Raw genomic sequence first — 24,836 nt, forward strand, 5'->3', positions numbered from 1 at the left:
GTGTTTTTTTTCATTTCACATTCATGCCCATTCGGTCTATGATGAATCTATGAAATTTATTCCAGGAGGCTATGCGATGTCGATGGCATGGAATACACGAGTGACGGAATTGTTGCAGATCCAGTATCCGATTATTCAAGGCGGGCTGGCCTATTTGGCATACGCCGAGCTCGCGGCCGCGGTGTCGAACGCAGGGGGCTTGGGACAGATAACCGCGATGAGTCTGGATAGTTCCGATGCGTTAAGGGATGAAATCAGGCGAGCCCGTCTCTTGACCGACAAACCGTTCGGGGTCAATTTTGCGATCGGCATGCACGGAGCAGGGTACGAAGAACGAGTAGAAGCAGCCATCGAGGAGGCGGTTCCGGTTATCAGCATTACCGGCGGGAATCCCGAGCCGATTCTGAACATGCTCAATAAGACGGATATCGCTTCACTCGTGCTCGTCGCCTCGCGAAGGCAAGCGCAAAAAGCGGAACAGCTCGGAGCAGATGCGGTCATCGTTGTAGGCCAAGAGGGCGGCGGGCATTTGGGAAGAGACGACGTGGGAACGATGGTGCTAGTGCCTCAGGTCGTCGATGCGGTAAAAATCCCTGTTATTGCCTCCGGTGGCATCGGCGACGGACGGGGATGGATGGCGGCTCTTGCGCTCGGAGCGGAGGGGATCGAAATGGGCACCCGTTTTATCGCCACCCGGGATTGCATTCATGCCTCGGATTCATATAAACAGGCTTTGATGGACAGCTCGGAGTCGGATACCGCCGTCATCAAACGTTCGATCGGAACGCCGGGGAGGGTGCTTCGCTCGGAATATGTCGATCGAATTTTGGAATTGGAACGCACGAATTCCGGTTATGAGGGCTTGAGGCATTTTATCAGCGGGGAAGCCAATAAACGCTGGATCTATGAGGGCCGCAAAAATGAAGGATTCGGCTGGGCCGGCCAAGTGACGGGAATGATCCATGACATTCCTTCGGTTTCCGAGCTGTTTGACCGCATGATCCGGGAAGCGGGGGAAATCCGCACAAGATGGGGAGGGTAAATCCCCGAATCGAAAGAGTAAGGATGGTGATTAAACGATGCCTTATATGCAAATTACCAAGAATAATATCGACCAGGAACATATCTGCTGCGCTCTCGGGGCCAAGGAGTATGAAGAAGCCGTTAAAGAAAAGAAGCGGTGGTTAAGCGAACGGATGGACGAAGGACTCCAATTTTATCGCCTCGATGAACGGGCAAAAGTGTTTATCGAGTATTTGCCCGCCGAAAACGCCTGGATTCCGATCGAAGCGCCCAATTATATGTATATCAATTGTCTTTGGGTATCCGGAAGGCATAAGGGGAGCGGCCATGGCAAACAATTGCTGGACCGATGCATCCGGGACGCGAAATCCCTGGGAATGGACGGCATCGTTCATTTGACGAGCAAAAAAAAGATGCCTTATTTAAGCGACAAACGTTTTTTTGAACATCTGGGACTTTCCGTATCGGACAAGGCGGAGCCATATTTTGAACTTCTGGTTCTGAAATGGAATGAGCAGGGAGCGGATCCCGTTTTTAGACGTATAAATCGTCTGCCGGATGAATTGATGGAAGAAGGTATCTGCATTTATTATACGGCCCAATGTCCATTCGCCGTAGGCGTGCTGAACGATCTTCGGAACGTTGCCGAGAACCGGGGAATTCCATTTCGGGCCATCCGGCTTCAAACGAAGGAGCAAGCCCGCCGATCTCCCGCCATCTGGACTACCTTCAGCTTGTTTTATAACGGTCGTTACGTGACGCATGAGATCATGAGTCCCGGTAAATTCGAAAAGATGCTGGAGAAGGTTGAGATTACTTCATCAGATTAATAAAATTGAATTTACTTTCCGGAAGCCATTGGCGGGAACGGAAAACACAAGTCCACCCGCCTTTTGGCTATCGAAAATCTTTTTTATTTTAAATACTTTAGCTGAACCTCCTTAGGCAATTCCTCAAAAGACACCTCTTCCCAATGCGTAACGCCTCGAATCAGCGTATGATACAAGCGGACATAAGCTCCTTGTCTCAATTGTTTTCCGGCCGAAAATCCAAGCTTTTTTTCTTTTCCCTGTTCATTGTAGGCAGTCAGTTCATAGCCGTAACGTTCGTTCTTATTTTGCACGCCCGAAGAGGTGATCATCGTATAGTAGACGGCTTTTCCCGCTGGGTTCTCGGGTCTCAACTTCTCCGGGCTGAACATCCCCAGCAGTGCAATCACTACCAAAATAATTCCGATAAAGAGCCAAGTTTTTTTCATTACAATTCCTCCAAAGCATAATCAAGATGACATACTATCATTCTTCTTCAATCGGCGAATCGGCATCGACGCAAAAATAAGAATGAAAACGATATTTACTACCCAAAACAGGTTGTTCTGCGTACCAGTCAGTTTATCTTGGTTAAGTACGCTCATGCCGATCGTTAACAAGGAGAACGGGAAAAATAGCCCCAGCTTGACGATGTACATCCCCAGACCGATAAAGACGGCGCACAGACTGATTCCGATCGGCGTAGCGAAGCTGCGAATACGCATGGAAAGTCCCAATTGAAGTGCAGAAACGGACAGAGAAGCAAACCATCCACGGATCGCCCAGCCTATAGTTTCTACCGGGAAAGGCCCGGGTAAGGAGAACAGAGTCCCGGCCAGCCAGTAGAATAACATGAACAGCGTTTGCGCGAACAAAATCAACAGGCTCACCACCATCCATTTAGCGAGAACAATACTTGCGACCGATACGGGTGAGGTCAGAACCATATTCCAATTCCGGTTCAGATGCTCCAACCTGCAAACATAAGCGGCGCAGATTGCAATTAAAATCGGCAGGAAAAACTCGCCGTAAAACAGACTAACCTGGGTCCATAGGCTATACCAGCCGTTTTGCAGGACACCTTGGTTAAAATAAAAATTGGCACATCCAATCAAAAGGCTTACGATTGGGAGAATAGCAAGCACGAGACCAATCCTGGAATGACGCAATTTGAGCAACTCGGCAGAAATACTTTGTTTCATCCAACTTCAACTCCTTAAATTTCACGCCGGCTTACGTGGAAGCTTCCGGCGGCATAGAAAACAAGGGCCATGATCAACGCTGCAGCTATGATCACCGGGCTTACCTCCTGTGCGATATAAGCGCCCGACGAATTAGCATATTGGTAAGCAACCGGCCCGAGATCCGTAAAATACGACCATATCAGCAGATGTCTGACAGCAGGCGGGAATAGACCGGCGGTCATTCCGATGAAGCCCCCGAGCATGCCGAGGCACAGCGCGAACGTCTGATTTTTGACGGCAAGGGATATCCATTGCTGAATTGCCGTAACCGCAAGCGTGGCGAGCAAGGCACCCCCAATAAACCGAATCAGCATGTCCGCCGGAGGGGAGCCGGGAAACTCTTTTATCAATCCGAAAACGATCACAAAAACGGCTTGAGTCAGGATTCCATACAGGAGCAGACTATTGGCGCAAAAATACTTCGCTGCATAGAGGCGGCCTCGGCTTAAATCTGTAGCAACTAGCATTTTCCAGGTGGATCCCTTATGTTCCATGTCACAAATCCGGGAGACAACAATAGCTGAAAGAATCGGCATAAAAAGTCCGTTCATGGACGTGATGCTAAACAGTACGGATTCCCAGACGGCGTGATCCGGGTTGCGGGCAATGGACATGGTGAGGGACAGGAAGCTCCACATCATCTCCACGACAAGAAATAATGTAATCATGATCCAGATCTTTTTGCGTCGGATTTTGAAGTATTCCAGTCCCAACGTAGTCATCATAAACTTCGCCCCTTTCCTGTGAATTCAAGGAAAATGTCTTCCAGGCTTTTCTTCCGTTCCTCGATTCGGGTGACCGGAATGTGATTGGATACAAGCTGTCTGTTGATCTCCGCCACATCCGTGTCATCAAGATTGTCAAAATGAAGCCGGCTGCCGTTCGGGTAAGGCGCATAGCCTTTACTCAAAAGAAGCCGTTCCGCTTGGGCATTGTCCCCGGTTTTTATCAGGATGTCGGTTCTGCTTTTTTTCCGCAGGTTCGTCATGTTGTCTTGAAACAGGAGGTTCCCTTCGCTGATAATGCCTACCGTCGTGGCGATCTGTTCGACCTCCGAGAGCAGGTGGCTGGAAAGCAGTATCGTCATCCCGTATTGTGCCGGCAATGATTTGATGAGTTCTCGGATCTCTCCTATTCCTGCGGGATCAAGACCGTTCGTAGGCTCATCGAGAATAAGCAGCTTCGGGAAAGCGAGGAGGGCCATAGCGATTCCCAGGCGTTGCTTCATGCCGAGCGAATATTGTTCCGCTTTTTTGTGTTTCTGATTTTCCAGCCGGACGATACGAAGCGCCTCATTCACGTTTTTGTCCGGTACGTTTCGAAGGCGTTGCATGACCTTCATATTTTCAAGCCCTGTCAAATGTCCGTAGTAGGAAGGGGATTCAATCAGCGATCCGGTGCGTTGCAGAATGGACGAGCGATGTTTGTCCAGACTTTTTCCGAAAATACGGATCGATCCTTCGGACGGCTTAATCAGGCCAAGCAACATTTTTAACGTAGTCGTTTTCCCCGCACCGTTGGGACCCAGAAACCCGTAGATTTCTCCCTCCTGCACATGAAGATCAACCTTATTTACACGGTTCAACCCTCCATACGTTTTAGATAGGTTTTGCGTTTGCACGATAGCCGAAGCGTTCGTCATGAAAAACAGCTCCATTCAAGTTCATTTTGAGGCGTTTCCTCTAATTCGACTGTATTGAATTCACCTTTCCTCAAGCTGAAGACTACCTTACGCCTACCTTAAATAGAGTTAAAAGTGCACATACGTGCCCATAGTTTCTGTATAATTAAAACCAGGTGAAGCGGATATGGAAAATATGAAAGACAGAAAAATATTAATTGTAGATGATGAACCGGAAATCAGAATGATGATTGAGAGGTTTTTGAGAAAAGAGGGCTTTTTCCGCATATACACAGCCGCGGATTGTACTTCAGCTCTGTCGATCTGCCGTACAGGCAGTCCGGATATCGCGATTCTCGATGTTATGCTTCCCGATGGAGACGGCTTCTCGCTTCTGTCATCCATCAGGCAGTTCTCGGACATGCCGGTTCTATTTCTCTCTGCCAGAGGAGAAGATGAAGATCGTTTGCTCGGATTGGGTTTGGGGGCAGATGATTACATGGTAAAACCGTTTTTGCCGCGTGAGCTTTTATTGCGGTTAATCGCGATTTTGAAACGGGTATACTCCTCTACCGTGGAAAAGCATCTGACCGTATTCCAATTGGGGGATCAGTCCATTGATCTGAATAGCGCGATCGTGCGCAGGGAGCAGAAGGAGTTGCCTTTGACGGCAAAGGAACACGCTCTTCTTGTCAAACTGTACGAGAACCGGGGGCGGATTGTCACGAGCGATGCCTTGTGCCAGGCAGTCTGGGGAGATGATTACTACGGATACGAAAATACATTGATGGTCCACATTAGGCGGATCCGAGAGAAAATCGAGCCGAATCCTTCCAATCCGGTCTATCTTCTGACCGTCAGGGGATTAGGTTATAAGCTGTTGGTGAAGGAGCAATAAGAGTGGAAGGGATTGTTCGCATATTACACCGGTTTGTAGGCACGACGATTTTTGTTTCGATATGTGTACTGATATTTAACTTCGTCTTGCTAGGCATGCTGGTGTTTAACGAAATCAACCAGAATCCGTCTCCCGAAGGCGTAGTCAAGAAAGTAGCTCAAGGATTAGGCAAACAGGACGGCAATTATCAACTGGTCGAGCAAGCCGCAGAGCTTCTTCAGTACAATAAGGCCTGGGCCATGCTCCTTGGAAATGACGGACATGTGCAATGGAGCTTCGATCTTCCTAAGGATGTTCCCCGTTCCTATAGTCTGACCGAGGTAGGTAAGTTCTCGCGTTATTATCTCATGGAATACCCGGTTTATATTTGGGAGCATGAAGATAACCTTGTTGTGGTGGGATACCCGAAGCAGAGCCGCTGGAAATATCAGTTGGATTTTTTCCCTGAATGGCTAAGATCGCTTCCTTTAAGGCTTGTATTGCTGATGCTCATCAATGTGGCTTTTGCCTTGCTGATCTCTGTCGTGATTGGCACGCGGCTGATGAAAAAGGTACGTCCGCTTGTGGAGGGAGTCCACGGACTTTCCAAGGATGAAGATGTCCGGCTGGAATCCAAAGGGATATTCCGCGATTTGGCCCAGAGCATTAATTCCGCATCGGCGATGCTTCAGAAAAAGACGGCCGCGCTCAAGGCGCGTGATGAAGCACGCTCCAATTGGATTGCCGGGATTTCCCATGACATTCGGACTCCGCTTTCCATGATTCTCGGATATGCCAGCGAAATGGAGGAAAATTCGGAGATTCCGCAGGAGGAGAGGCATCAGGCTGGAATTATCCGGCGCCAAGGCGAGAAGCTGCGCTCGCTTGTAAACGACCTGAATCTGGTGTCCATGCTCGAATATGAAATGCAACCCTTACATTTGAAACCCATCCGGTTATCGGTTTTGGCGAGACAAGTCGTCGCGGATTTTTTAAATAACGGATTGGATGATTCATATGACATTGAATTAATTCTGACCGATGAAGCGACTCAGATCTATGGAGACGAGAAACTGCTCCTTCGGGCCATCGGTAATCTTGTTCAAAACAGTGTGCGTCATAATCCGCAGGGTTGCAAAATCATACTTGAGACTTCATTATCCCCTGACGGTTCCCGATATCGGCTAGACGTTAGAGACAATGGGCGGGGAATCCTTCAGGAACAACTGGCGGAGATTACCGAATTGCCGTATTCCTCGAAGCGAAAAAGACCCGTCCAACAAGGTCACGGTCTGGGACTTCCCATGGTGGCAAGAATCGCTCAGGCTCATCACGGGCGGCTCATTCTTGAAAGCGATTGGGAAAATCAAGGCGGCTTGAAGGCGATCATGGAATTGCCCGTACGTCCGGAGCGATCGGAAAAATAGAGCGGATCCGAACGTTATTTTTGACTGAATAAGGTTAGCGTGATACGATTGTTCCGTATTTGATTAATTTTAAGCCTCGAGGAGAGACATCTCTTATGTATTGCATCTCATATATTCGAATTCGTTAATGAAAGGTACAGAACATTTATGACCCACTAGCCATTTTTTATGGGAATCTTAATGGGTCAATTTGTGCTGTGCCTTTTTCATTTACGATAACGAATGAATGAGGTGCTATTTGTCATGTCCAAAAACAATCTAAGATACCGTAAAGGGACATCGAATTTCTCCGGACAACACTTGTTAATCAATAAATTCCTGATAAAAGAACTGATCCGCATGGCAAGGATCGACCATGAAGATACGGTGATCGATATCGGTGCAGGAACAGGGGCTATCACGTTTCCCTTGGCGGAGAAAGCCGAGACCGTGATCGCGATCGAGAATGATCCTGCTTTTATCCGGAAATTAAAAAGCAAAATCCATGAAGCAAATAATATAAGAATCATGGAAATGGATGTCCTACGATTTGAACTTCCCCGACGTCCATTTTGTGTGGTGGCTAATATACCATTCTCCATTACCACTCCTATTTTCGATAAGTTTTTGGGGGACTCCTCCCAGCAATTGCAGCGTGCCGTGTTTATCATCGAGAAGGGGGCCGCCAAACGTTTTACGGCCACGCCGATCACCAATCCGCATATTTTGATATGGAGAATGTGGTACGATATCCGGCTTGTACGGACTGTTCCGTCAAACCACTTTTCGCCGCCGCCGCGTGTTGATTCGGCTGTTGTAACGGTGATCAAAAAGAATCATGCCGCGGTTCCTCTTAACCTGCAAGGGAAATTCAAGGCCCTTGCTTCACATGGGCTTCGGAATCCTCATTTACCGATAAGCGAGGCAATGGGGGAGGTATTTACACCTCCGCAAATGACGAAATTGGTGAAAGCGATGGGGGTAAACCGCAATCAACCCGTCTGCTCCTTAAATGAACAACAGTGGGGACTGCTGTTCCTCACAATGATAAAGCATGTTGAGCCTTATCGTTGGCCTAAGCAGGTCAAGAAAAATAGACGTTCATAAGCGAGGCGTCTGGAGTATCAAACATTGTTGTTATAGTTTAAGCCTATAACTAGATGAAGCTTTTTTGTATCACGCTATATCCATTCAGTTGTGCTATCTTAAATATATTCATCATTTTCTGAAAAAGGAGATTAACCTATGAGTACTCAAACCGAACCCAAACAACGATCCGTTACTCCGTTTCGATATGATATCGTCGGAAGCTTCCTGCGTCCCCCTGCGTTGAAAGACGCCAGATTGAAATACCAAAAAGGTGAAATTACCGCGGCGCAACTTAAGGAAGTGGAAGACGCCGAAATCGTTAAGCTTGTACAGAAGCAAAAAGAAGTAGGGCTTAAAGCCGTAACCGACGGAGAATTTCGCCGCTCCTGGTGGCATTTGGACTTTTTCTGGGGATTTGAAGGCGTTGAACGGACCCTGATTGAGCAAGGCTATCAATTTAACGGTGCCGAGTCCAGACCCGAAACGGCTCGCCTCACCGGCAAAATACGCTTCAGCGGCCATCCTTTTGTTTCGCATTATGCATTTTTGAAAGGAATTGCAGGCGAAGATGTGATTGCACGCCAATCGATTCCCGCAGCAGCACAATTCCTGTTCGAACTGGACCGGGCAGATAACAAACCAAGTACGGAGGCGATCTACCCGGACCGGAAAGAACTGATTTCGGATATCGCCAAAGCGTACAAGGCCGCTATTCTAGCTTTCTATGAAGCGGGTTGCCGCAGTATTCAAATCGATGATTGCACTTGGGGAGCGCTTTGCGACGAGCAGTTTATGGCGATCATGGAACAAGTCGGCGTGAACGTTGCCGATTATGCGAAGGAATTCGCGAAACTGAACGAAGAAGTCGTGTCCGGCCTGCCTAACGATCTCGTCGTAACGACGCATGTTTGCCGCGGCAACTATGTATCGACGTATGCAGGCGTAGGCGGAGGCTACGAGCCGATCGCGCAAACGCTGCTGAATATCGAAAATTACTCCGGCTATTATTTGGAATTCGATACCGAGCGCGCCGGCGATTTTAAGCCGCTCCGCTTCTTGAAAGAGAATCAGCAGGTCGTGCTGGGCTTGTTTTCTTCCAAATTCGGTGAGCTTGAAAGTAAGGAAGATATTCTGAAACGTATTGAGGAAGCGAAGCAATATGTGGATCTGGACCGGATTTGCTTAAGTCCGCAATGCGGCTTCGCTTCCACGGAAGAAGGCAACCACTTGACCGAGGAGCAGCAGTGGCGCAAGCTGGCGTTCATTAAAGAAATTGCAGAGGAAATTTGGAAATAAGCCGTAAACCTGCTACTTTACTTATATACGATATTATGCTAGATTAGCCATTAATAAATCGACTGAGGGAGGTGAAAGCGATGTTAACTGTTTTTAGAATTTTGTTCGGTAAAAACACCAAAATTGGTGATGATTTAGCGGCCAAAGGGAGTAGTCTGTCCTTTTTTACGCTAAACAACCAAACAAAACAGTTATCGGCGCTTTACCTCTATGGTCAAATAAATGACAAAGCAATGACTTAAGGTCCTTGTTTCTTTATTTGTGCATATCTTTTATTCAAACTTCAGCGCCGAATGTTCTTTCGGTGCTTTTTTTTTGTTCATTTTTAGCGTAAGGATCGATAACTCCCTTCTATTTGCTCTTAAAACACTAGAGAGTCTTATGGAAGGATGAGAACGATGCCATTCAAACAAAGCAATAAGTACAGAAGATTAGAAGAATTCTTAAAGGAACAACATCACCCAAACTATCGAATGCAACAAGTATGTAATGCCGTTTTTAAAGAAAAAATCGATAAATTCAGCAATATTCGTGTGCTCCCAAAATCGTTAAGGGAAATGTTAGTTCATGAGTTCGGAGAATCCATACTAAATATTGTTTCTTTAAAGGAACAACATTCAGAACAAGTCACGAAAGTCTTGTTTGAAATTTCAGGAAACGAAACAATAGAAACGGTAAACATGAAATATAAAGCCGGGTGGGAGTCTTTCTGTATTTCTTCCCAGTGCGGATGTCATTTTGGCTGCAAATTTTGTGCTACAGGCGATATTGGTTTAAAAAGAAATTTGTCTTCAGATGAAATCACGGACCAAATCCTTTATTTTTACTTAAAAGGTCATTCCGTGGATAGTATTTCTTTCATGGGAATGGGGGAAGCGTTAGCGAACATGCAAGTTTTTGATGCCTTGGATGTACTGACGGATCCCAAACTGTTTGCTTTAAGCCCTCGAAGGATAACGATATCAACGATAGGTTTGATCCCGGGCATTAAGAAGATGACTCAGAATTATCCGCAAGTCAATCTGACGTTTTCGTTACATTCTCCGTTTCATGAACAACGGGGGGAGTTGATGCCGATTAATGACAGATATCCGTTATTAGATGTAATGGACACGTTAGATGAGCACATTAGAATAACATCAAGAAAAGTGTATATTGCTTATATTCTGTTGCCCGGTGTAAACGATTCTATCGACCATGCTAAGGAAGTAGCAAGTTTGTTAAAAGGACGATATCAATCAGGCCGTTTATATCATGTCAATTTAATCAGATACAATCCAACCGTCAGTTCTCCTTTAAGATTCGGTGAAGTCGATGAAGGTCGTGTTTTCCGTTTTTACGAGACATTAAAAGCAACAGGCATTCATGTGACTATTCGAAGTCAATTCGGAATTGATATCGATGCGGCTTGCGGCCAATTGTATGGAAATTATCACAAGAACAACAACAAACAATAGCCCGAGAGGAGATGATGAACTTGTTTTCCATAGCATAAATTGTTAATATAAATATACAATCTTGAGAGGACTGATGAATGGACAATGATTAACTAATCCATATTTTTATTTGAAATGAATAACTTCAAATTACAAAATATAGGATTAGTCTATCCATTTTTATAAATCAGTTCACTTTTTATTTAGCAACATGCTGTTGGTGAATAAGAACTTATTTCATTAAAGTGAGAGACGATCCTTCCAATTACGAATTGGGAGGATTTTTTACGTCATTTTAGCCGAAGTCAAAAAGGGGAGAGGGAAATGAGCGATTCAGATACGATCGTGACGCATGTAAAACTCCGAATAAGTCGCTAATATCCATCAACTTATTCGGAGAAAATGATAAAGATGGATATGCCGACTTTGTATAAAAAGTAAAGCGTGTCATATACAAAGGAGGAAATATCATGTCAATGATACAAGTACAAGACTTAACTTTTTCTTATCCCAGCAGCTTTGATCCTATTTTTGAAGGCGTAAACTTTCAAGTCGATACCGATTGGAAACTCGGATTTATCGGAAGAAACGGTCGGGGTAAAACCACCTTTTTTAATCTTTTATTAGGGAAATATGAATATAGCGGGAAAATCTTTTCTTCGGTTGAGTTTAATTACTTCCTCAACTTTCGCACCTTGAAAATTAGTGTTAAGCCTTGATATGACTAGGATTTCTTATTGAAAAATCTCGTTCTTGACAGAAAAACACCTTTCCGTTTGGTAAAATGGAAGTAGCTAAACAAACCATTCCAAACAGAAAGGTGCGTAACTCTATGGTACAACACAACTTCCTGTCTGAAAAGGGCCAAGAACGAATCTCGACTTTATTTTCCGCTTTGCAAATCGGACAACTGTTGCGCAAAGCCGGCATTTCCAAGTCGTTCGGATTGTCCAGTCTTGCCATCTTTCAGCTGATCTTTACGCTCGTGTTTGAAGGGCGCAATTGGTTTCGTCTTCTGCATAGCGACCGCCGCCAGTCGTTGCCTGGCAAAGATGTAGTCTATCGATTCTTAAACCATCCACGCTTTGCCTGGCGACGATTTTTGCATGCCTTGAGTCTGAAGGTCGTTCAGCATTTTGATTCCTTAACCTCTTCGTCCCGCGTTCGGACGTTCATCATTGATGATTCGGTTCTTCGCAGGGATCGCAGCAAGAAAGCCGAGTTGCTTGCCCGCATCTTCGATCATACGACGGGGAGATATGCTCGCGGCTACAACATGCTCACGCTCGGATGGTCGGATGGCTTCAGCTTTGCGCCCATCGATTTTGTCATGCTCAGCTCGGCCAAGCTGACGAATCGCTTTTGCGAGATGAAGGAACGTCTGTCCAAGCGTACCCAAGGCTACAAACGCCGCATCGAGGCGCTTTCACGCAAACCGGATGCCGTGGCGGCTCTGCTTGATCGAGCGATTCAGGCTGGATTTAGCGCTGACTTTGTCCTGATGGACAGTTGGTTTACCCAAGCGCCTCTGTTGCGTGAACTGATGGCGAAAGGTCTGCATGTCATTGGGATGGTCAAGGCGATGAAACAACGATACCGGTTCGACGGAAAAAGCCTGACGCTCCATGAACTGTATGCCCTGTTGCCAAAGCAGAAAAACAAAGAAATCCTTGGCTCGGTCATCGTTCAAACCGCCTGCGGTTTGCCGATCAAATTGGTCTTTGTGCAAAACCGCCATCGGCGGCGGGATTGGCTGGTTCTGCTCAGCACCGATTTGGCGTTGGAAGAGGCTGAAATCGTTCGCATCTACGGCATGCGTTGGAGCATTGAGACGTTCTTCAAATTTGCCAAATCGTACCTGAAGCTGGGAACGGAGTTTCAAGGTCGTTCGTTTGATATGCTCATCAGCCACACCACGATCGTGTTTACCCGTTATCTCGTAATGGAATGGGAACGCCGTCACAACAACGACGCGCGGTCGTTGGGCGGTCTGTTTTTCCTGTTTTCCGACGAAGTTCGAGACCTGGATCTCAAAACGGCTTTGCAGCATCTGATCGCATTTTTCATGGCGTTCACGGAAGCGAAATCCAAACGGGATCAGTCTGCCGTTGTATGTCAACTCCAGCAATGGATTGCGAGTTTGCCCAATTATATCAAGGCTTTGTTCGGAAAATTAAGCTGCGAAAGTTGAGTTACTTCCCTTATCCGGTTGCGGATAAAGACAAGCTTACTTATGAAATCCTGGAAGAGATTTGCCCTCAAGCGGAGGATTGGGAGTTTCTGCGTGAAATATCCTATCTAAATGTGGATGCCGAAGTCATGTACCGGCCTTTTAAAACATTATCCAATGGGGAACAAACCAAAGTATTGCTTGCTGCACTGTTTTTGAATGAGGGACAATTTCTGTTAATTGACGAGCCGACCAATCATTTGGACACGGACGCACGAAAGATCGTCTCGGATTATCTAAGGAAGAAAAAAGGGTTTATACTAATTTCGCATGACCGTATTTTTTTGGATGGATGCGTTGACCATATTTTGTCCATCAATAGAACGAATATAGAAGTCCAAAGCGGCAACTTTTCTTCATGGAAGTTAAACTTCGATCGACAGCAGGAATACGAAGAGGCAACAAACCAGCGTCTACAAAAGGATATAGGGAGATTGCAGCAGTCCTCAAAGCGCTCGGCAGGCTGGTCTCATCAAGTGGAAGCTTCCAAAAACGGAACGACGAATTCAGGTTCGAAGTTGGATAAGGGTTACGTAGGTCATAAAGCAGCAAAGATGATGAAAAGAGCAAAGAGCATTGAATCGAGACAGCAAAAAGCGATTGAAGAAAAGTCCAAACTGCTGAAAAATGTGGAAAAAACGGAGCCGTTAAAATTAGAACCGCTGGATTTTCAGTCCAATGAATTGATCGTTTTGTCTGACGTGTCTGTCAAGTACGATGGCCAAATCGTGAATAAGCCGGTTAGCTTCATAGTTGAACAAGGTGATCGTATTGTACTTGACGGAAAGAACGGCAGCGGAAAAAGCAGCATTCTAAAACTCATTTTAGGAGATCCGATACAGCATACCGGTTCGATAAATTTAGGTTCCGGTCTCATCATTTCCTATGTCCAACAAGATACTTCCCATTTGAAGGGGCGGTTATCGGACTTTATCGAAGAACATCAGATCGATGAGACGTTATTTAAATCGATCCTGCGGAAGATGGATTTTGACCGGATTCAATTCGAAAAGGATATCTCCCAATATTCCGGCGGACAAAAGAAGAAGCTGCTTATCGCCAAAAGTTTATGTGAAAAAGCACATGTATACATTTGGGATGAACCGTTAAATTTTATTGATCTTTATTCCCGCATGCAGATTGAGGAGCTGATTCGGGCTTTCAATCCCACCATGGTACTTGTTGAGCATGACCAGGCATTTCAACAAACCGTTGCTACAAAAAGGATTTCTGTGTAGTTGTATTATGAATAGTTGAAGGGTGCGTAACTGAAATAAAAGGGGCATTACTTTTTTAAAAGATGAATATGTAATGCCCTTTTTTATTTTTTTCTTGCCGGTCACAATCAGCTATTGAGCTTAAAGGATGTGGGTAGCATTAACCAAAAAATGACCTCGTTGATTCTTTGGATTAGTATTATTATGCTGTTGTCGGTAGGTATAACTTACTTCATAGCTAAATCAGAAACCCATTCGCTTGAGACAAGGACTTCGGGAGCGGTCGGTGAAGATCAGGCAAGGGATTATTATGTCTCACCTCAAGGCAAAGACACCAATCAGGGGACAATGAATGCGCCGCTCGCCAGTGTTCAGAAAGCCATCGAACTAGTCAATCCTGGCGGATCCGTAATCCTTCTTGAAGGTGTATATCACCAGACTGTGAGTATCGAAAAATCAGGTTCCTCAGATCTGGGCTACATTTCTTTACGGAGTGCAACGGGGCAAACGGCAATCATGGACGGTAAAGGCGTACGGCAAGTTGATAATGGCGTCATCAGCATTGTAAATGCCAGCTATATACGCGTTGCAGGCCTTGAAATACGCCATTACAATACAAGTTCCGCCGATGTCACTCCCATTGGCATTTTTGTGAGCGGTAGCGGCAGCAATATTGAAATTGAAGGGAATACCATCCATGACATGGGGACCGGTGCCAGTCGGAAAGCAGGTGGCGGTAATGCACATGGTATTGCGGTTTACGGTAACTCGGAAGTTCCGCTAAAGGACATTGATATTATTCAAAATGAGCTATTCAACTTGAAGCTGGGAGCCAGTGAGGCTATGGCGATAAATGGTAATGTGGATGGGTTTCGCATTATGCAAAACATCGTTCACGATAATAACAATATCGGTATCGACATCATTGGGTTTGAAGGGACCGGACCGAACCCGGTTCAAGATCAGGCAAGAAACGGAGTTATTCAAGAAAATCATGTGTACAGCAATTCCTCTTATGGCAATCCCGCTTATGGAAACGACTACGCTGCAGCCGGCATATATGTTGACGGTGGTAAAGATATAAAGATCATCGACAATGATATTCATGACAATGATTTTGGGATTGAACTGGCCAGCGAGCATGCCGGAGGTGCAACTTCAAATGTAGAGGTATCATTTAACCGCATTTATCAAAATAGTGCAGCAGGCATAACGCTTGGAGGCTATGACGAATATCGCGGAAGAACGGAAAATAGTATCATTAAAGAAAATAAGTTTACCGAAAACAACGCCAAGCATCTTGGTTACGGCGAAATCAATTTGGCCTTCGATACGAGGAATAACGAATTGTACAACAATTCCATCAAAGCGAATGAGGATGGGCTGATGATCACCAACGAGTTCAGCCAAAACGAAGGGAATAAAGTTGACTTTAATCACTATAGCAGCGCAAATCAGACCCTTTGGATATGGAAAGGGGAAGAATTTGACGACTTCAGAGATTATCAAACACAGACTGGGAATGATTTGAATTCGGTTTTGAACTAAAGGTCGCTCAGCACTTTAGCTTATATTGAAAAAGGTAGGCCTTCAAAAAATAGATAAAATATGAAATTGGAGAGTGCGAATGTTTATCGTAATCGGCATGATCACCATGCTCATTTATGGTGGTTTAGTTTACTATATTGGTTGGCGCGGATACCGTTGGCTTCGACCGGAAGCTTCGACTACGCGGTTTAAAGTGATCTATATCATGGTGGTGGGACTCGCTGCCGTTTCGTTAATTATCGGCCGCATTCCAGGAATGAGAATTCTGGGGATCGTCGGGGCTTATCGGGGCTTATTGGATGGCCGTATTTTATTTGTTATTGATTCTGGTGCCGGTAGCCCATATGACCGTCATTTTGTTGCGTTTCACACGGGTTCCCCGGCAGAGATCCCAGTTTTGGGCGGGGGTTACGACCCTGGTTCTTATGGTTGTTTTACTCGGCTATGGTTCTTTTCTAGCCTATAATCCGGTCGTTCGCTCGTATACGCTCAATATAGATAAAGGAAACTCATCTACGGATTCGCTTCACATCGCCATGGCGGCGGATACGCATTTTGGTTTGCTGTCAGGCAAAGACCATGCCGAACGGTTGGTGAAAGAAATAAACGCGCTCAATCCGGATCTCATTCTGCTGCCGGGCGACTTATTCGACGACGATATTCAGCCTTTCATCGATCAAAAGATCGATACGATTCTTTCTAAACTTAAAGCACCACTTGGCGTTTATGCCACGCTCGGAAATCATGATAAACATAACGGCACGATGAAGGTATTGATCGATACGTTGGAGCGAAGCGGAATTAACGTTCTATATGATGAGACTATAAGCATAAACGATACTATTACATTAATTGGACGCAAAGACAAAAGCGATCTTGAGCGAATTTCGTTAGATGAGCTGATGACCAATGCCGACCTGGACAAGCCGGTGATTCTGATGGATCATCAGCCATATGAGTTGGACATCGCTGAGAAAGCGGGAGTTGACCTTATTCTTTCCGGTCATACGCACCGTGGCCAAGTGTTTCCAGGGAACTTGATTACAAATGCGCTCTTTGAGAATGACTGGGGTTACCTTAAAAAGGGGAGTTTGCATTCAATCGTAACGTCCGGATACGGATTCTGGGGGCCGCCGATCCGAATCGGCACGAGGTCTGAGATTGTGAGTATAAAGGTGCAATTCGAATAAAGACGAATGACTTGGAACATACTGGGAACTGATGGTTGGTAAACGGTGATGTTTAAAATATGGAAACTAACAAGATGGAAACTAACAAGATTGAATTGTTCAAAAAGTTTTTTGAGAAGCCTGGGATTTATTACGTGAACCGGTAATGAACCGCAGGCTTTTTCTTGAAAAATTACTAAACTTAAACGACCAATTAAATTTTTATAGGAAAGAATAGGTTCGATCGAAAAAAAGCATTTTAAACCTGATTTGAAGATAGGAAAGGAATTACTGAATTATAGGTCGATTTAATATATAAAAATAAACCGGCAGTATTAGGATAATCTTTTCCCTAAGTACTTCTTCACAAAACTCGTATTTTGTACATATGTCTGTAGGTTGATTTATTGCCCTCTTGTTGTTTGCACAAACAACACAACTAAATTTCTTTAATTCATTTCCATTATCCTGCCCGTTAGTTGAGAAAAAGGCCACAAAAAAATGGGAACGCGGACAAAATTTCGTCCAACGCTCCGTTTGCGCAGCCAGAACTCTGCGAAATCTGCTAAGGTTGTATAGCTAAACTATAGCACATATTGGAACAAGAGCTTCACTTTAAGAGAGCAGCCGAAAAACTGGGAGTCAGCCCACCTAACATCAGCCAGCAGATTAGGAGATTGGAAGAAGAATTAGGGGTACTGTTGTTCGGTCGTGTGGGAAAAACAATTGTCCTTACAGAAGCCGGAGCGATTCTTCATGAACATGGCGCTGCCGTGTTCGGGCATCTGATGCAAGCTAGCGACGCCATTGCAGATCTGAAGCAGATCCAAGGTGGATCGCTATCCATCGGCGTTTTGCCCGGTGACGCGGATCTCATGTTTAATGCCTTGCTGTTGAACTTCCATCAGTCCTATCCCACTATCTCGCTGTCCCTTCTGGAAACCATGAGGGTAACAGAACAAGTTCTGGATCGAAGCATCGATGTCGGTATAACTATTGGACCTGTGATCGATGAACGTCTCACGTCAATTCCCCTGTTTCATGAAGAGTTCTCATTGGCGGTAAGTAAGAATGATCTCCTTGCCACAGAGTGCTCCATCCCTCTGGACAAGCTGCAAGCTTTGAAGTTGGTCATGTTCCCACCCGACCATCAATACCGCAAGCTGATTGACCGCTTTTGCATGGACAAAGGGTTTACCCTGCACCCGCATATGGTGACGACAACGTTATCTTCCCTCATCCAGATGGTACAGTGCGGGGTTGGTACCTGTGTTCTGCCGCGAATGCTACTGAATAATCTTCACAATACAGATATCAAGTCGTGCCCCTGGGGAATCCTACACCTTCCTTGGACATTTGTCTTGTCTACCGCAGCGACAGGTATGTCGGATACGCCAGGCGTACGTTCATCAAGACTTTGAGAACCCATATTGAGACCGCTTTTAAAAACATGTGGAGGTGAGACAACTTCAATCTTATCCATCGGTTCTCCTCTTTTTTTCTTCAGTATGAAACGGTGACATACATCTGTCACCTTTTATGAATTATACTACATTTATAACAAGAAGGAGGTTATGTTTTATGTCAGCTATTGCCTATTTAAACTTTGATGGAATTGCAGAACGCGATTGAATTTTAATCGGAGGCTTTAAGCGCATTTGAAGTAAAAATAGTGAAATTTGGGGATAAGTTATGCTGGCTTTCCGGATTGGTTCCTGAATTTTTTCATCCTGTCTTTTTTTCGATTGCGCTTGCGACCGCTGTCAGTCGTTCCTCTGGAAAAAAGGTGGAAAATGGGCTTGTTTTAAGTCAAGCCTATGACTGATGCGAAAGAAGCACCCGAATTCGGCAACAGCTTATTTGTTTCCTTTTCTAATGTTGGCATCACTGTAGGGACATGGATCGGCGGCTTGTTTATTTCCCAGTTGGCGCGCTTGCTTTCATATCGATCATGATAAAGAAAGAAAATTCCAATTCATATGTAGAAAGGAAATTCTTATTCAAGCATTTGACTCCCTCGCGGTAGCCGTACTTCAAAAACTTTAGATCTGGATCGAAGTCCGCCTCCAGACGGAGGTTACCAATTCAATTTTGCCTTATACTTTTCTAAGTTGACTCTCGGATTTCCCATGCCACGATAATCAATTCAGAGAAAAACCCACTTTGCACTAGCGTCTGAAATGACTAAGTATGAAAAATGAAAGTCCATTGAATGAAATTTCGTTTACCACAGAATTTATCCAGCGTTAAATCGTGTAAGCGAACTGAACAGAATTCGAAAGGCGGAACATCCATGAAAATAATCAGTTCAAATACTCAAAAGAGAGTTAAAGGAAGGGTGTTACCTAAGCTTTCTCTACCAAGTGTCCCTCCCCTTGACTCAAGTTGGAAGGGAGCTGTACTCACTTTAACTCTCGTAACGTTATGCATTGTATTCGTGCAAGCGTACTATTATCTTGGATCACGGGGCATTACGGACTACTTCGTAGGTACCTTACTATCCCTGGTTGCAATCCTGATTGTTACGGGCATCGCTGCCGGGCTGTTGCATTGGGCGAAAAAAATACCTTCCCGTTACATATGGTTTATGACGGCTTCGTTTTGTTTGCTGCTGATCAGCTTTTTAGGCCCCATGCCTCTAACGTTGCTTGTTCTTTTTTCCATCATCCTTTCCTCTTCCCTGCTTGGCGCCTTGCTTTACCGCTTAATGAAGGGAGCATACCGCGATGCCGCAAGATGGGTGAGAGTAACCGCAGGCGGAGGCGCTGCTGCAGTCTTCGTTTTCATCTGCGTGCTGGGATACTGGCTCACGAGCGATGGTCATGCTGAGCTTCAAGTTCCCTACCCACTGCAAACCGTTAAAACATCGGAGCAATACCAGACGACAATGGCCGATCCGGCGGAACCCGGAGCATTTCGCGTAAAATCCATAACCTATGCAAGTGATCCAACGTACCGTAAGGATCTTGACGTCGAAGGACGACTTACGACAGAATCCGTCGACGGTTCTGCCTTTGTGGGCAACTGGAGTTCCCGGCGCACAAACACTTTTGGCTTTGGTCCGGAAGCCATGCCGTTAAACGGCACGGTTTGGTATCCTGATGGCGATGGCCCCTTCCCGCTAGTGTTAATTGTACACGGTAACCATCTCGCGACCGACTTTTCCGATCCGGGCTATGCCTATTTGGGCAATTTGCTAGCAAGTCGTGGATATATTTTGGCTTCGATTGATGAGAATTTTCTGAATATTTCTCCGTACGACGATCTGTTTATTCTCGATGGATTGAAAGACGAGAATCGCGCTAGAGGCTGGTTGTTACTGGAGCATTTAAAGACGTGGGATGAGTGGAACTCCGTTGAAGGAAATCCGTTCTATGGCCAAGTCGACATGCAACATATCGCGCTGATGGGACATTCTCGGGGGGGCGAAGCTATTGCAATAGCTGCAGCTTATAATGAATTGACGACATATCCCGAGGACGCAAACATCAAGTTCGACTACCATTTCAACATTCGTTCCCTTATCTCAATTGCTGGTACCGACATGCAATACAAACCGAGCGGTCAACCCATTGAACTCCAGGACATAAACTATTTGGCCCTGCACGGCTCCAACGATATGGACGTTAATTCTTTTGCTGGAGCGAATCAATATTACCGTACTCAATTCTCAGATAACAACGAATTCTTCAAAACTTATGTTTACATTTATGGTGCGAATCATGGACAGTTCAACACTGTATGGGGAAGACACGATGCTGTAGGGGTTGGGAACATGCTGTTTAACAACGCCGAACTTCTCCCTGGTGAACAACAGTTCCGCGCGGCAGAAGTGCTGATCTCATCCTTTTTAGAGGCCACACTCAAGGAAAATGACCAATACCGAACGGTGTTTAAAGATCTGGGTTACGCCAGGGAATGGCTCCCCGAAACGATGTATATTAGCAATTATTGGGATGGGAACACCACTATGATCAGCAGCTATGAAGAGGATTACGACCCTGGGACAACGACGTTGCCCGGTGGACGCTTGGAAGGAGAGTCACTCAAAGCCTGGAAGGAAGGCAAAGTGAAAATGGAACTTACGGATGACCAATACAGCGCAGTTTCCTTGGAATGGGATAACACGGCTGCACCATCCACTCCTGCCTACAAAGTCATTCTGCCCGATTCGGGTATCGAAATGTCTGAGAAAAGCACCATAGTATTTTCGATAGCAAACAATGATGCAGATCGTAAGACCGGTGAAACGGACGCGTTAGTCGATTTGACGGTATCTGTGGAAGATAAAAATGGAAACGTCAGCCGCTTGCCGTTAAGCCACGTTTCTCCCCTACTTCCCATGTTTGAAGGAGTCCTCACAAAACGGCCGCTTGGATTCTTTCAGACAATCAAGGAGCCGATTTTTCAAAACTTCACCTTTGATGTGTCGGACTTTATCGAAGCGAACTCCAACTTGGTGCCGCAGGGAATCAGAAAAATCAGCTTTGTTTTTGACAAAACCGCGAAAGGTAACGTTTTGATTAAGGACATCGGTATTCGTAACAACAAACTCTAACAGCAAATGACCTAATAAATGATAAACGCGCAATGCCTGACCGTACTCCCGTTACAATTACTACTTTATCTTTCATGGTTGCCATAATGATTCCTCTTCCTTCTATAAATAAATACTCATCCCTTTTTTTAGTTAAACCTACAATGGATGATTATCAAAACGGATTGTTTAATCAACATGTCTTGTATTGTAAAAATTAGGAGTATTCATTCAATGGCTAATAAAATCGTTTTTATTTGATATTTCAACACATGAAATGAAATTGTTCATTGTCGAAGAAATATTGGAGGAGTTATCATGGCAAAAACGGATCGAAGAATTGCCAAAACACAAGTTCTTGTCCTTGGCGCGGGATAAGAACTTGTACCGATAAAATAAAAAAGCCGCTAAAATAGCGACCTTCAACAGTTATACTATTATGAACTCACCCATAATTCTATAATTCACCTTATTTTTAGAAGGCTCTTCTTCCCTCTTCGCCAGTCCTGAATGAGTGATTGATGGAGTTCAACTTCATATGTTTTAGACGGTATGGTTAAGTTTACTTTTCTATTATTGTTCTGTTCGTCATTCGCCATTTGATGTCTCTTTTTTAATCGTAGCACAGCAAACATAGAAATGAATGTCGCTAATACTACTCCACCAATAGAAATGAACAGTACCAATAGTTGTATCTTCACCCATTTATCCTCCGTTCCTATTTTCTTGGCTTCCTTAAACCTATGAAAGATGGTCAAACCATAGCAAGGCTTCGACCGGTTTGTTTAGCTCAGGCTCTTCTCGTAGATGCTGATTTCATTTTCCGGCTTCATTCCGGCCTTCTCATAGAGACGATAGGCTCCCGAAGGATTGGCCGCATCCACGCCTAGCGAGACAAGCTGCTGACCTGCACGGTAGGAAGCCTTAAACACGGTCTGCAGCAACGCGAGCGCAAGACCGCGTCCGCGGAACGGACGGCGAACACCGATCTTCTCTATGAACAACAAATCATCACGCATGCGGGCGAGCGCAAATCCTGCAACACTTCCATCCGAGTCCCGAGCGATCATCCACCACTGTTCATTGAAGGTGGGCAGCTGCGTCTTTTCCAGCCATTTCTCAAAAGACGGTTCCGCAAAATCCCAATGGTCCGCGAAAGATTCGATATAAGCTTCATAGACCGCTCGCTCGTCAGCCCCTTTCACATATGGCCCGACAGTGAACCCGTCCGGCAAGTTGGCCGGCGCCGGCTCGGCATTAAGCCGGATTCCCATGCGTTTAAAGTACCGGACCGGGGCAAAGCCCCTGCTCTCAAATAACCGGACGGCGTCTTTGCATAACGTGGGAATCATGCTTTGCAAACGCTTGGGTACCCCGGATTCTCTCCGAAGCTCGGCAGCATACGTTTCAAGCGCCTTCACGAGCATCGAACCGATACCATTGCCGCGTGCAGCAGGCATAACGCATCCATAGCTGAACAACTTTTCTTCGCTGTCTTCTTCAAGAAAAGCATAACCGGTCAGCTTGGATTCGGAATCTTCGACAACCCACACCTGCTTGTCGAGATCAAAGCCGGACCACATGTCCAAGATATCGTCCAGTACGATATCCGGAGCACCCAGGTCTTCGGTATCGCAGGCGGCCACCAGGTCACAAACTGCCTGGGCGTCATCCATGTTAGGACGACGTAGACGATAGGTCGTTTTTGTCATTATCTAAACTCCTTATATGCTATTTTTAGACAGTCTAGCATAAAAACCATTTTCTTCCTATCTTCAAAACACCGATCCCATGGCTTCAAATTCTCTTTTTTCCGGATATAAGCCCCTGCTCTAAAGCATAGCGTGTTAACTGGACTCTGTTTTGAACCTGCAGCTTTTGCAAAATGTTTTTTAAATGGTTTTTGACTGTATGTTCCGATATCACTAGCTTTTCAGCGATTTCTTTATTAGTCAGCCCATCCGCCACGTTACTTAATATTTCCTTTTCTCTTAACGTCAAAGATTCATCAACGTCTCTCTTATTCGCAAGTGATACATCCTTCAAAATTTCAAAGGCCAGCTCTCGGCTTAAAGGGGCTTCTTCATTCACAATGGAGTTTAAGTACTTTATCCATGTTGAGGGTGCCAGATTTTTGAGCAGATAACCTTGCGCTCCTCGCTTTAAAGCCTCCAAAAGATGAAACATGTCATCCGAAACTGTGATCATAACAATCTTCACGTAGGGAAAGCGCAGTTTGATGCGCTGCGTCGTTTCCAAACCGTCCATACCAGGCATTTGAATATCCATTAAAATCAAATCAGGCATCCATTGTTCCGTGAAATCAATAGCTTCCTGGCCACTTGCAACAACACCTACAATTTCAAACCGGTCGTCCGCAGAAATGATGTCACATATCGCTTCCCTGGCATGGGCATGATCATCTGCGACTAATACTCGTGTTTTCATTCCTCGCCTCCTCCCTTTTGTATCTTAAGTGTTGTCAGCGCATGATCATTAAATATTCGAAGCTGCCATTTCATATCTTCCACGCGATCTTTCATAATGTTCAGCCCATAGCTTTCTTTCGAATCTACAAGTTCTTCCCGAAATCCCTCTCCATTATCTTTTATGGTTACTACCCAATCCGATTCATCCCCATGTGCCGCTATCCAGCCCTTTGAAGCACGTGCATGCTTTTGAATGTTTACGACCGCCTCGCGAATACAGGCTAATATCTCAATCTTTTCCTTCGAATTCATAGCATCTTCAGGTATGCTCCATTCTATTTCAATAGGGATAAGCACTTCATCAGCTACTTGCTTGACTTTATCCCTTAACGTTTCCTTGATGATCATATCATTATTGTCCGTAGTAGAATATCTAAGGTTTGCAATGGCTTGTCTAACATATCGATTCACTTCGTGAACGGTCTTTCGAACCGTATAAACCGATTCTTCATGGATTTGTCGATCTGTTGTGTGCTCAAGTTGATCAACCTTAACAGACAGCAAAAACAGCGATTGAGCTATTCCGTCGTGAAGCTCTTTGGCCAGTTGCTCACGGGCCTGAAGCGCTGCCTTTTGTGCCCGCTCAGCTTGAAGCTCAAGTTGAATCCTTTCCAGTTGATTGAACAATTGGTTTAGAAGAGTCACACTAACGAGATATACTAAGATTGGCGTAAGCCAGTTCCCCAAGTTCATAGAAATATAAGGCATGAGAAACTGGTGCCGGACATATTCCCATAAGCCTACAATCAATGTCGGTACGAATAAAATCATCCATTTGATTTGTTTATACGTCATGCACGAACAACTCCCCAAATTCCAATCTATATTTATATCAAAGCATATCG

General features: G+C 45.2%; 19 protein-coding genes and 3 pseudogenes. 15 read left to right on the top strand and 7 right to left on the bottom strand.

From position 1 onward, the window contains the following. Positions 1-82: 82 nt before the first annotated feature. Positions 83-1,042, top strand: a complete 960-nt coding sequence (locus ACSFXJ_RS12595) for an NAD(P)H-dependent flavin oxidoreductase (protein WP_435925746.1) — start codon at positions 83-85, stop codon at positions 1,040-1,042. A gap of 37 nt (positions 1,043-1,079) precedes the next feature. Further along, a complete protein-coding gene (locus ACSFXJ_RS12600; RefSeq protein WP_435925600.1) occupies positions 1,080-1,853 on the top strand; it encodes a GNAT family N-acetyltransferase in 774 nt (257 codons plus the stop codon). Between the two features lie 83 nt (positions 1,854-1,936). On the opposite strand, the gene ACSFXJ_RS12605 is transcribed toward ACSFXJ_RS12600, so the two are convergent. Genes ACSFXJ_RS12605 through ACSFXJ_RS12620 form a run of 4 tightly spaced genes read right to left on the bottom strand, consistent with a single transcriptional unit; the run spans position 1,937 to position 4,718 of the window. Further along, positions 1,937-2,281, bottom strand: coding sequence for a YxeA family protein (locus ACSFXJ_RS12605; protein ID WP_435925601.1), 345 nt, complete (start codon positions 2,279-2,281; stop codon positions 1,937-1,939). Positions 2,282-2,302: 21 nt separating this feature from the next. Next, positions 2,303-3,034, bottom strand: a complete 732-nt coding sequence (locus tag ACSFXJ_RS12610; protein WP_435925602.1) for an ABC transporter permease — start codon at positions 3,032-3,034, stop codon at positions 2,303-2,305. A 14-nt stretch (positions 3,035-3,048) separates the two neighbouring features. Beyond that, entirely contained in the window at positions 3,049-3,801 is a 753-nt protein-coding gene (locus ACSFXJ_RS12615) for an ABC transporter permease (protein WP_435925603.1), read from the bottom strand. Then, positions 3,798-4,718 (bottom strand): ATP-binding cassette domain-containing protein, encoded by a 921-nt coding sequence (locus ACSFXJ_RS12620; RefSeq protein ID WP_435925604.1) that lies wholly within the window; start codon positions 4,716-4,718, stop codon positions 3,798-3,800. Before ACSFXJ_RS12620 ends, ACSFXJ_RS12615 begins: the two co-directional genes overlap by 4 nt. A 166-nt stretch (positions 4,719-4,884) precedes the next feature. Between ACSFXJ_RS12620 and ACSFXJ_RS12625 the strand changes: the two genes are divergently transcribed. From ACSFXJ_RS12625 to ACSFXJ_RS12685, 13 genes and pseudogenes are all read left to right on the top strand, one after another. Continuing rightward, complete coding sequence (locus ACSFXJ_RS12625; RefSeq protein ID WP_435925605.1) at positions 4,885-5,595, top strand: response regulator transcription factor; 711 nt, start codon at positions 4,885-4,887, stop codon at positions 5,593-5,595. Positions 5,596-5,597: 2 nt separating this feature from the next. Further along, positions 5,598-7,001, top strand: coding sequence for a sensor histidine kinase (locus ACSFXJ_RS12630; protein ID WP_435925606.1), 1,404 nt, complete (start codon positions 5,598-5,600; stop codon positions 6,999-7,001). A gap of 243 nt (positions 7,002-7,244) precedes the next feature. Then, a complete protein-coding gene (gene erm, locus ACSFXJ_RS12635; protein ID WP_435925607.1) occupies positions 7,245-8,087 on the top strand; it encodes a 23S ribosomal RNA methyltransferase Erm in 843 nt (280 codons plus the stop codon). A gap of 138 nt (positions 8,088-8,225) precedes the next feature. Beyond that, positions 8,226-9,365, top strand: a complete 1,140-nt coding sequence (locus tag ACSFXJ_RS12640) for a 5-methyltetrahydropteroyltriglutamate--homocysteine S-methyltransferase (protein WP_435925608.1) — start codon at positions 8,226-8,228, stop codon at positions 9,363-9,365. Positions 9,366-9,445: 80 nt separating this feature from the next. Further along, a complete protein-coding gene (locus ACSFXJ_RS12645) occupies positions 9,446-9,607 on the top strand; it encodes a hypothetical protein (protein WP_435925609.1) in 162 nt (53 codons plus the stop codon). Between the two features lie 156 nt (positions 9,608-9,763). After that, the gene (locus ACSFXJ_RS12650) at positions 9,764-10,822 is read left to right on the top strand and encodes a Cfr family 23S rRNA (adenine(2503)-C(8))-methyltransferase (RefSeq protein ID WP_435925610.1); all 1,059 of its coding nucleotides are present in this window, start codon (positions 9,764-9,766) and stop codon (positions 10,820-10,822) included. A 449-nt stretch (positions 10,823-11,271) separates the two neighbouring features. Beyond that, a pseudogene (locus ACSFXJ_RS12655) lies at positions 11,272-11,481 on the top strand (ATP-binding cassette domain-containing protein); the annotation flags it as partial. Between the two features lie 152 nt (positions 11,482-11,633). Further along, complete coding sequence (locus ACSFXJ_RS12660; RefSeq protein ID WP_435922015.1) at positions 11,634-12,992, top strand: IS4 family transposase; 1,359 nt, start codon at positions 11,634-11,636, stop codon at positions 12,990-12,992. Next, positions 12,986-14,269: pseudogene (gene abc-f / locus ACSFXJ_RS12665) on the top strand (ribosomal protection-like ABC-F family protein); the annotation flags it as partial. The gene ACSFXJ_RS12660 and the pseudogene abc-f, both read left to right, overlap by 7 nt. A 129-nt stretch (positions 14,270-14,398) precedes the next feature. Beyond that, a complete protein-coding gene (locus tag ACSFXJ_RS12670; RefSeq protein ID WP_435925611.1) occupies positions 14,399-15,796 on the top strand; it encodes a right-handed parallel beta-helix repeat-containing protein in 1,398 nt (465 codons plus the stop codon). Positions 15,797-16,095: 299 nt separating this feature from the next. Continuing rightward, positions 16,096-16,986, top strand: coding sequence for a metallophosphoesterase (locus ACSFXJ_RS12675; protein WP_435925612.1), 891 nt, complete (start codon positions 16,096-16,098; stop codon positions 16,984-16,986). 572 nt (positions 16,987-17,558) lie between these two features. After that, positions 17,559-18,427: pseudogene (locus ACSFXJ_RS12680) on the top strand (LysR family transcriptional regulator). Positions 18,428-19,258: 831 nt separating this feature from the next. Then, on the top strand, positions 19,259-21,523 hold the full coding sequence (locus ACSFXJ_RS12685) for an MFS transporter (RefSeq protein WP_435925613.1): 2,265 nt from the start codon (positions 19,259-19,261) through the stop codon (positions 21,521-21,523). A 764-nt stretch (positions 21,524-22,287) separates the two neighbouring features. Here ACSFXJ_RS12685 and ACSFXJ_RS12690 read toward each other — a convergent pair. From ACSFXJ_RS12690 to ACSFXJ_RS12700, 3 genes are all read right to left on the bottom strand, one after another. Beyond that, a complete protein-coding gene (locus tag ACSFXJ_RS12690) occupies positions 22,288-23,214 on the bottom strand; it encodes a GNAT family N-acetyltransferase (RefSeq protein WP_435925614.1) in 927 nt (308 codons plus the stop codon). Between the two features lie 85 nt (positions 23,215-23,299). After that, entirely contained in the window at positions 23,300-23,950 is a 651-nt protein-coding gene (locus ACSFXJ_RS12695; RefSeq protein ID WP_435925615.1) for a response regulator, read from the bottom strand. Beyond that, the gene (locus ACSFXJ_RS12700; protein ID WP_435925616.1) at positions 23,947-24,786 is read right to left on the bottom strand and encodes a sensor histidine kinase; all 840 of its coding nucleotides are present in this window, start codon (positions 24,784-24,786) and stop codon (positions 23,947-23,949) included. Before ACSFXJ_RS12700 ends, ACSFXJ_RS12695 begins: the two co-directional genes overlap by 4 nt. Positions 24,787-24,836 lie beyond the last annotated feature (50 nt).

This window comes from Paenibacillus salivarius (assembly GCF_051307165.1).
In the GTDB taxonomy this organism is placed as follows: domain Bacteria; phylum Bacillota; class Bacilli; order Paenibacillales; family Paenibacillaceae; genus Fontibacillus.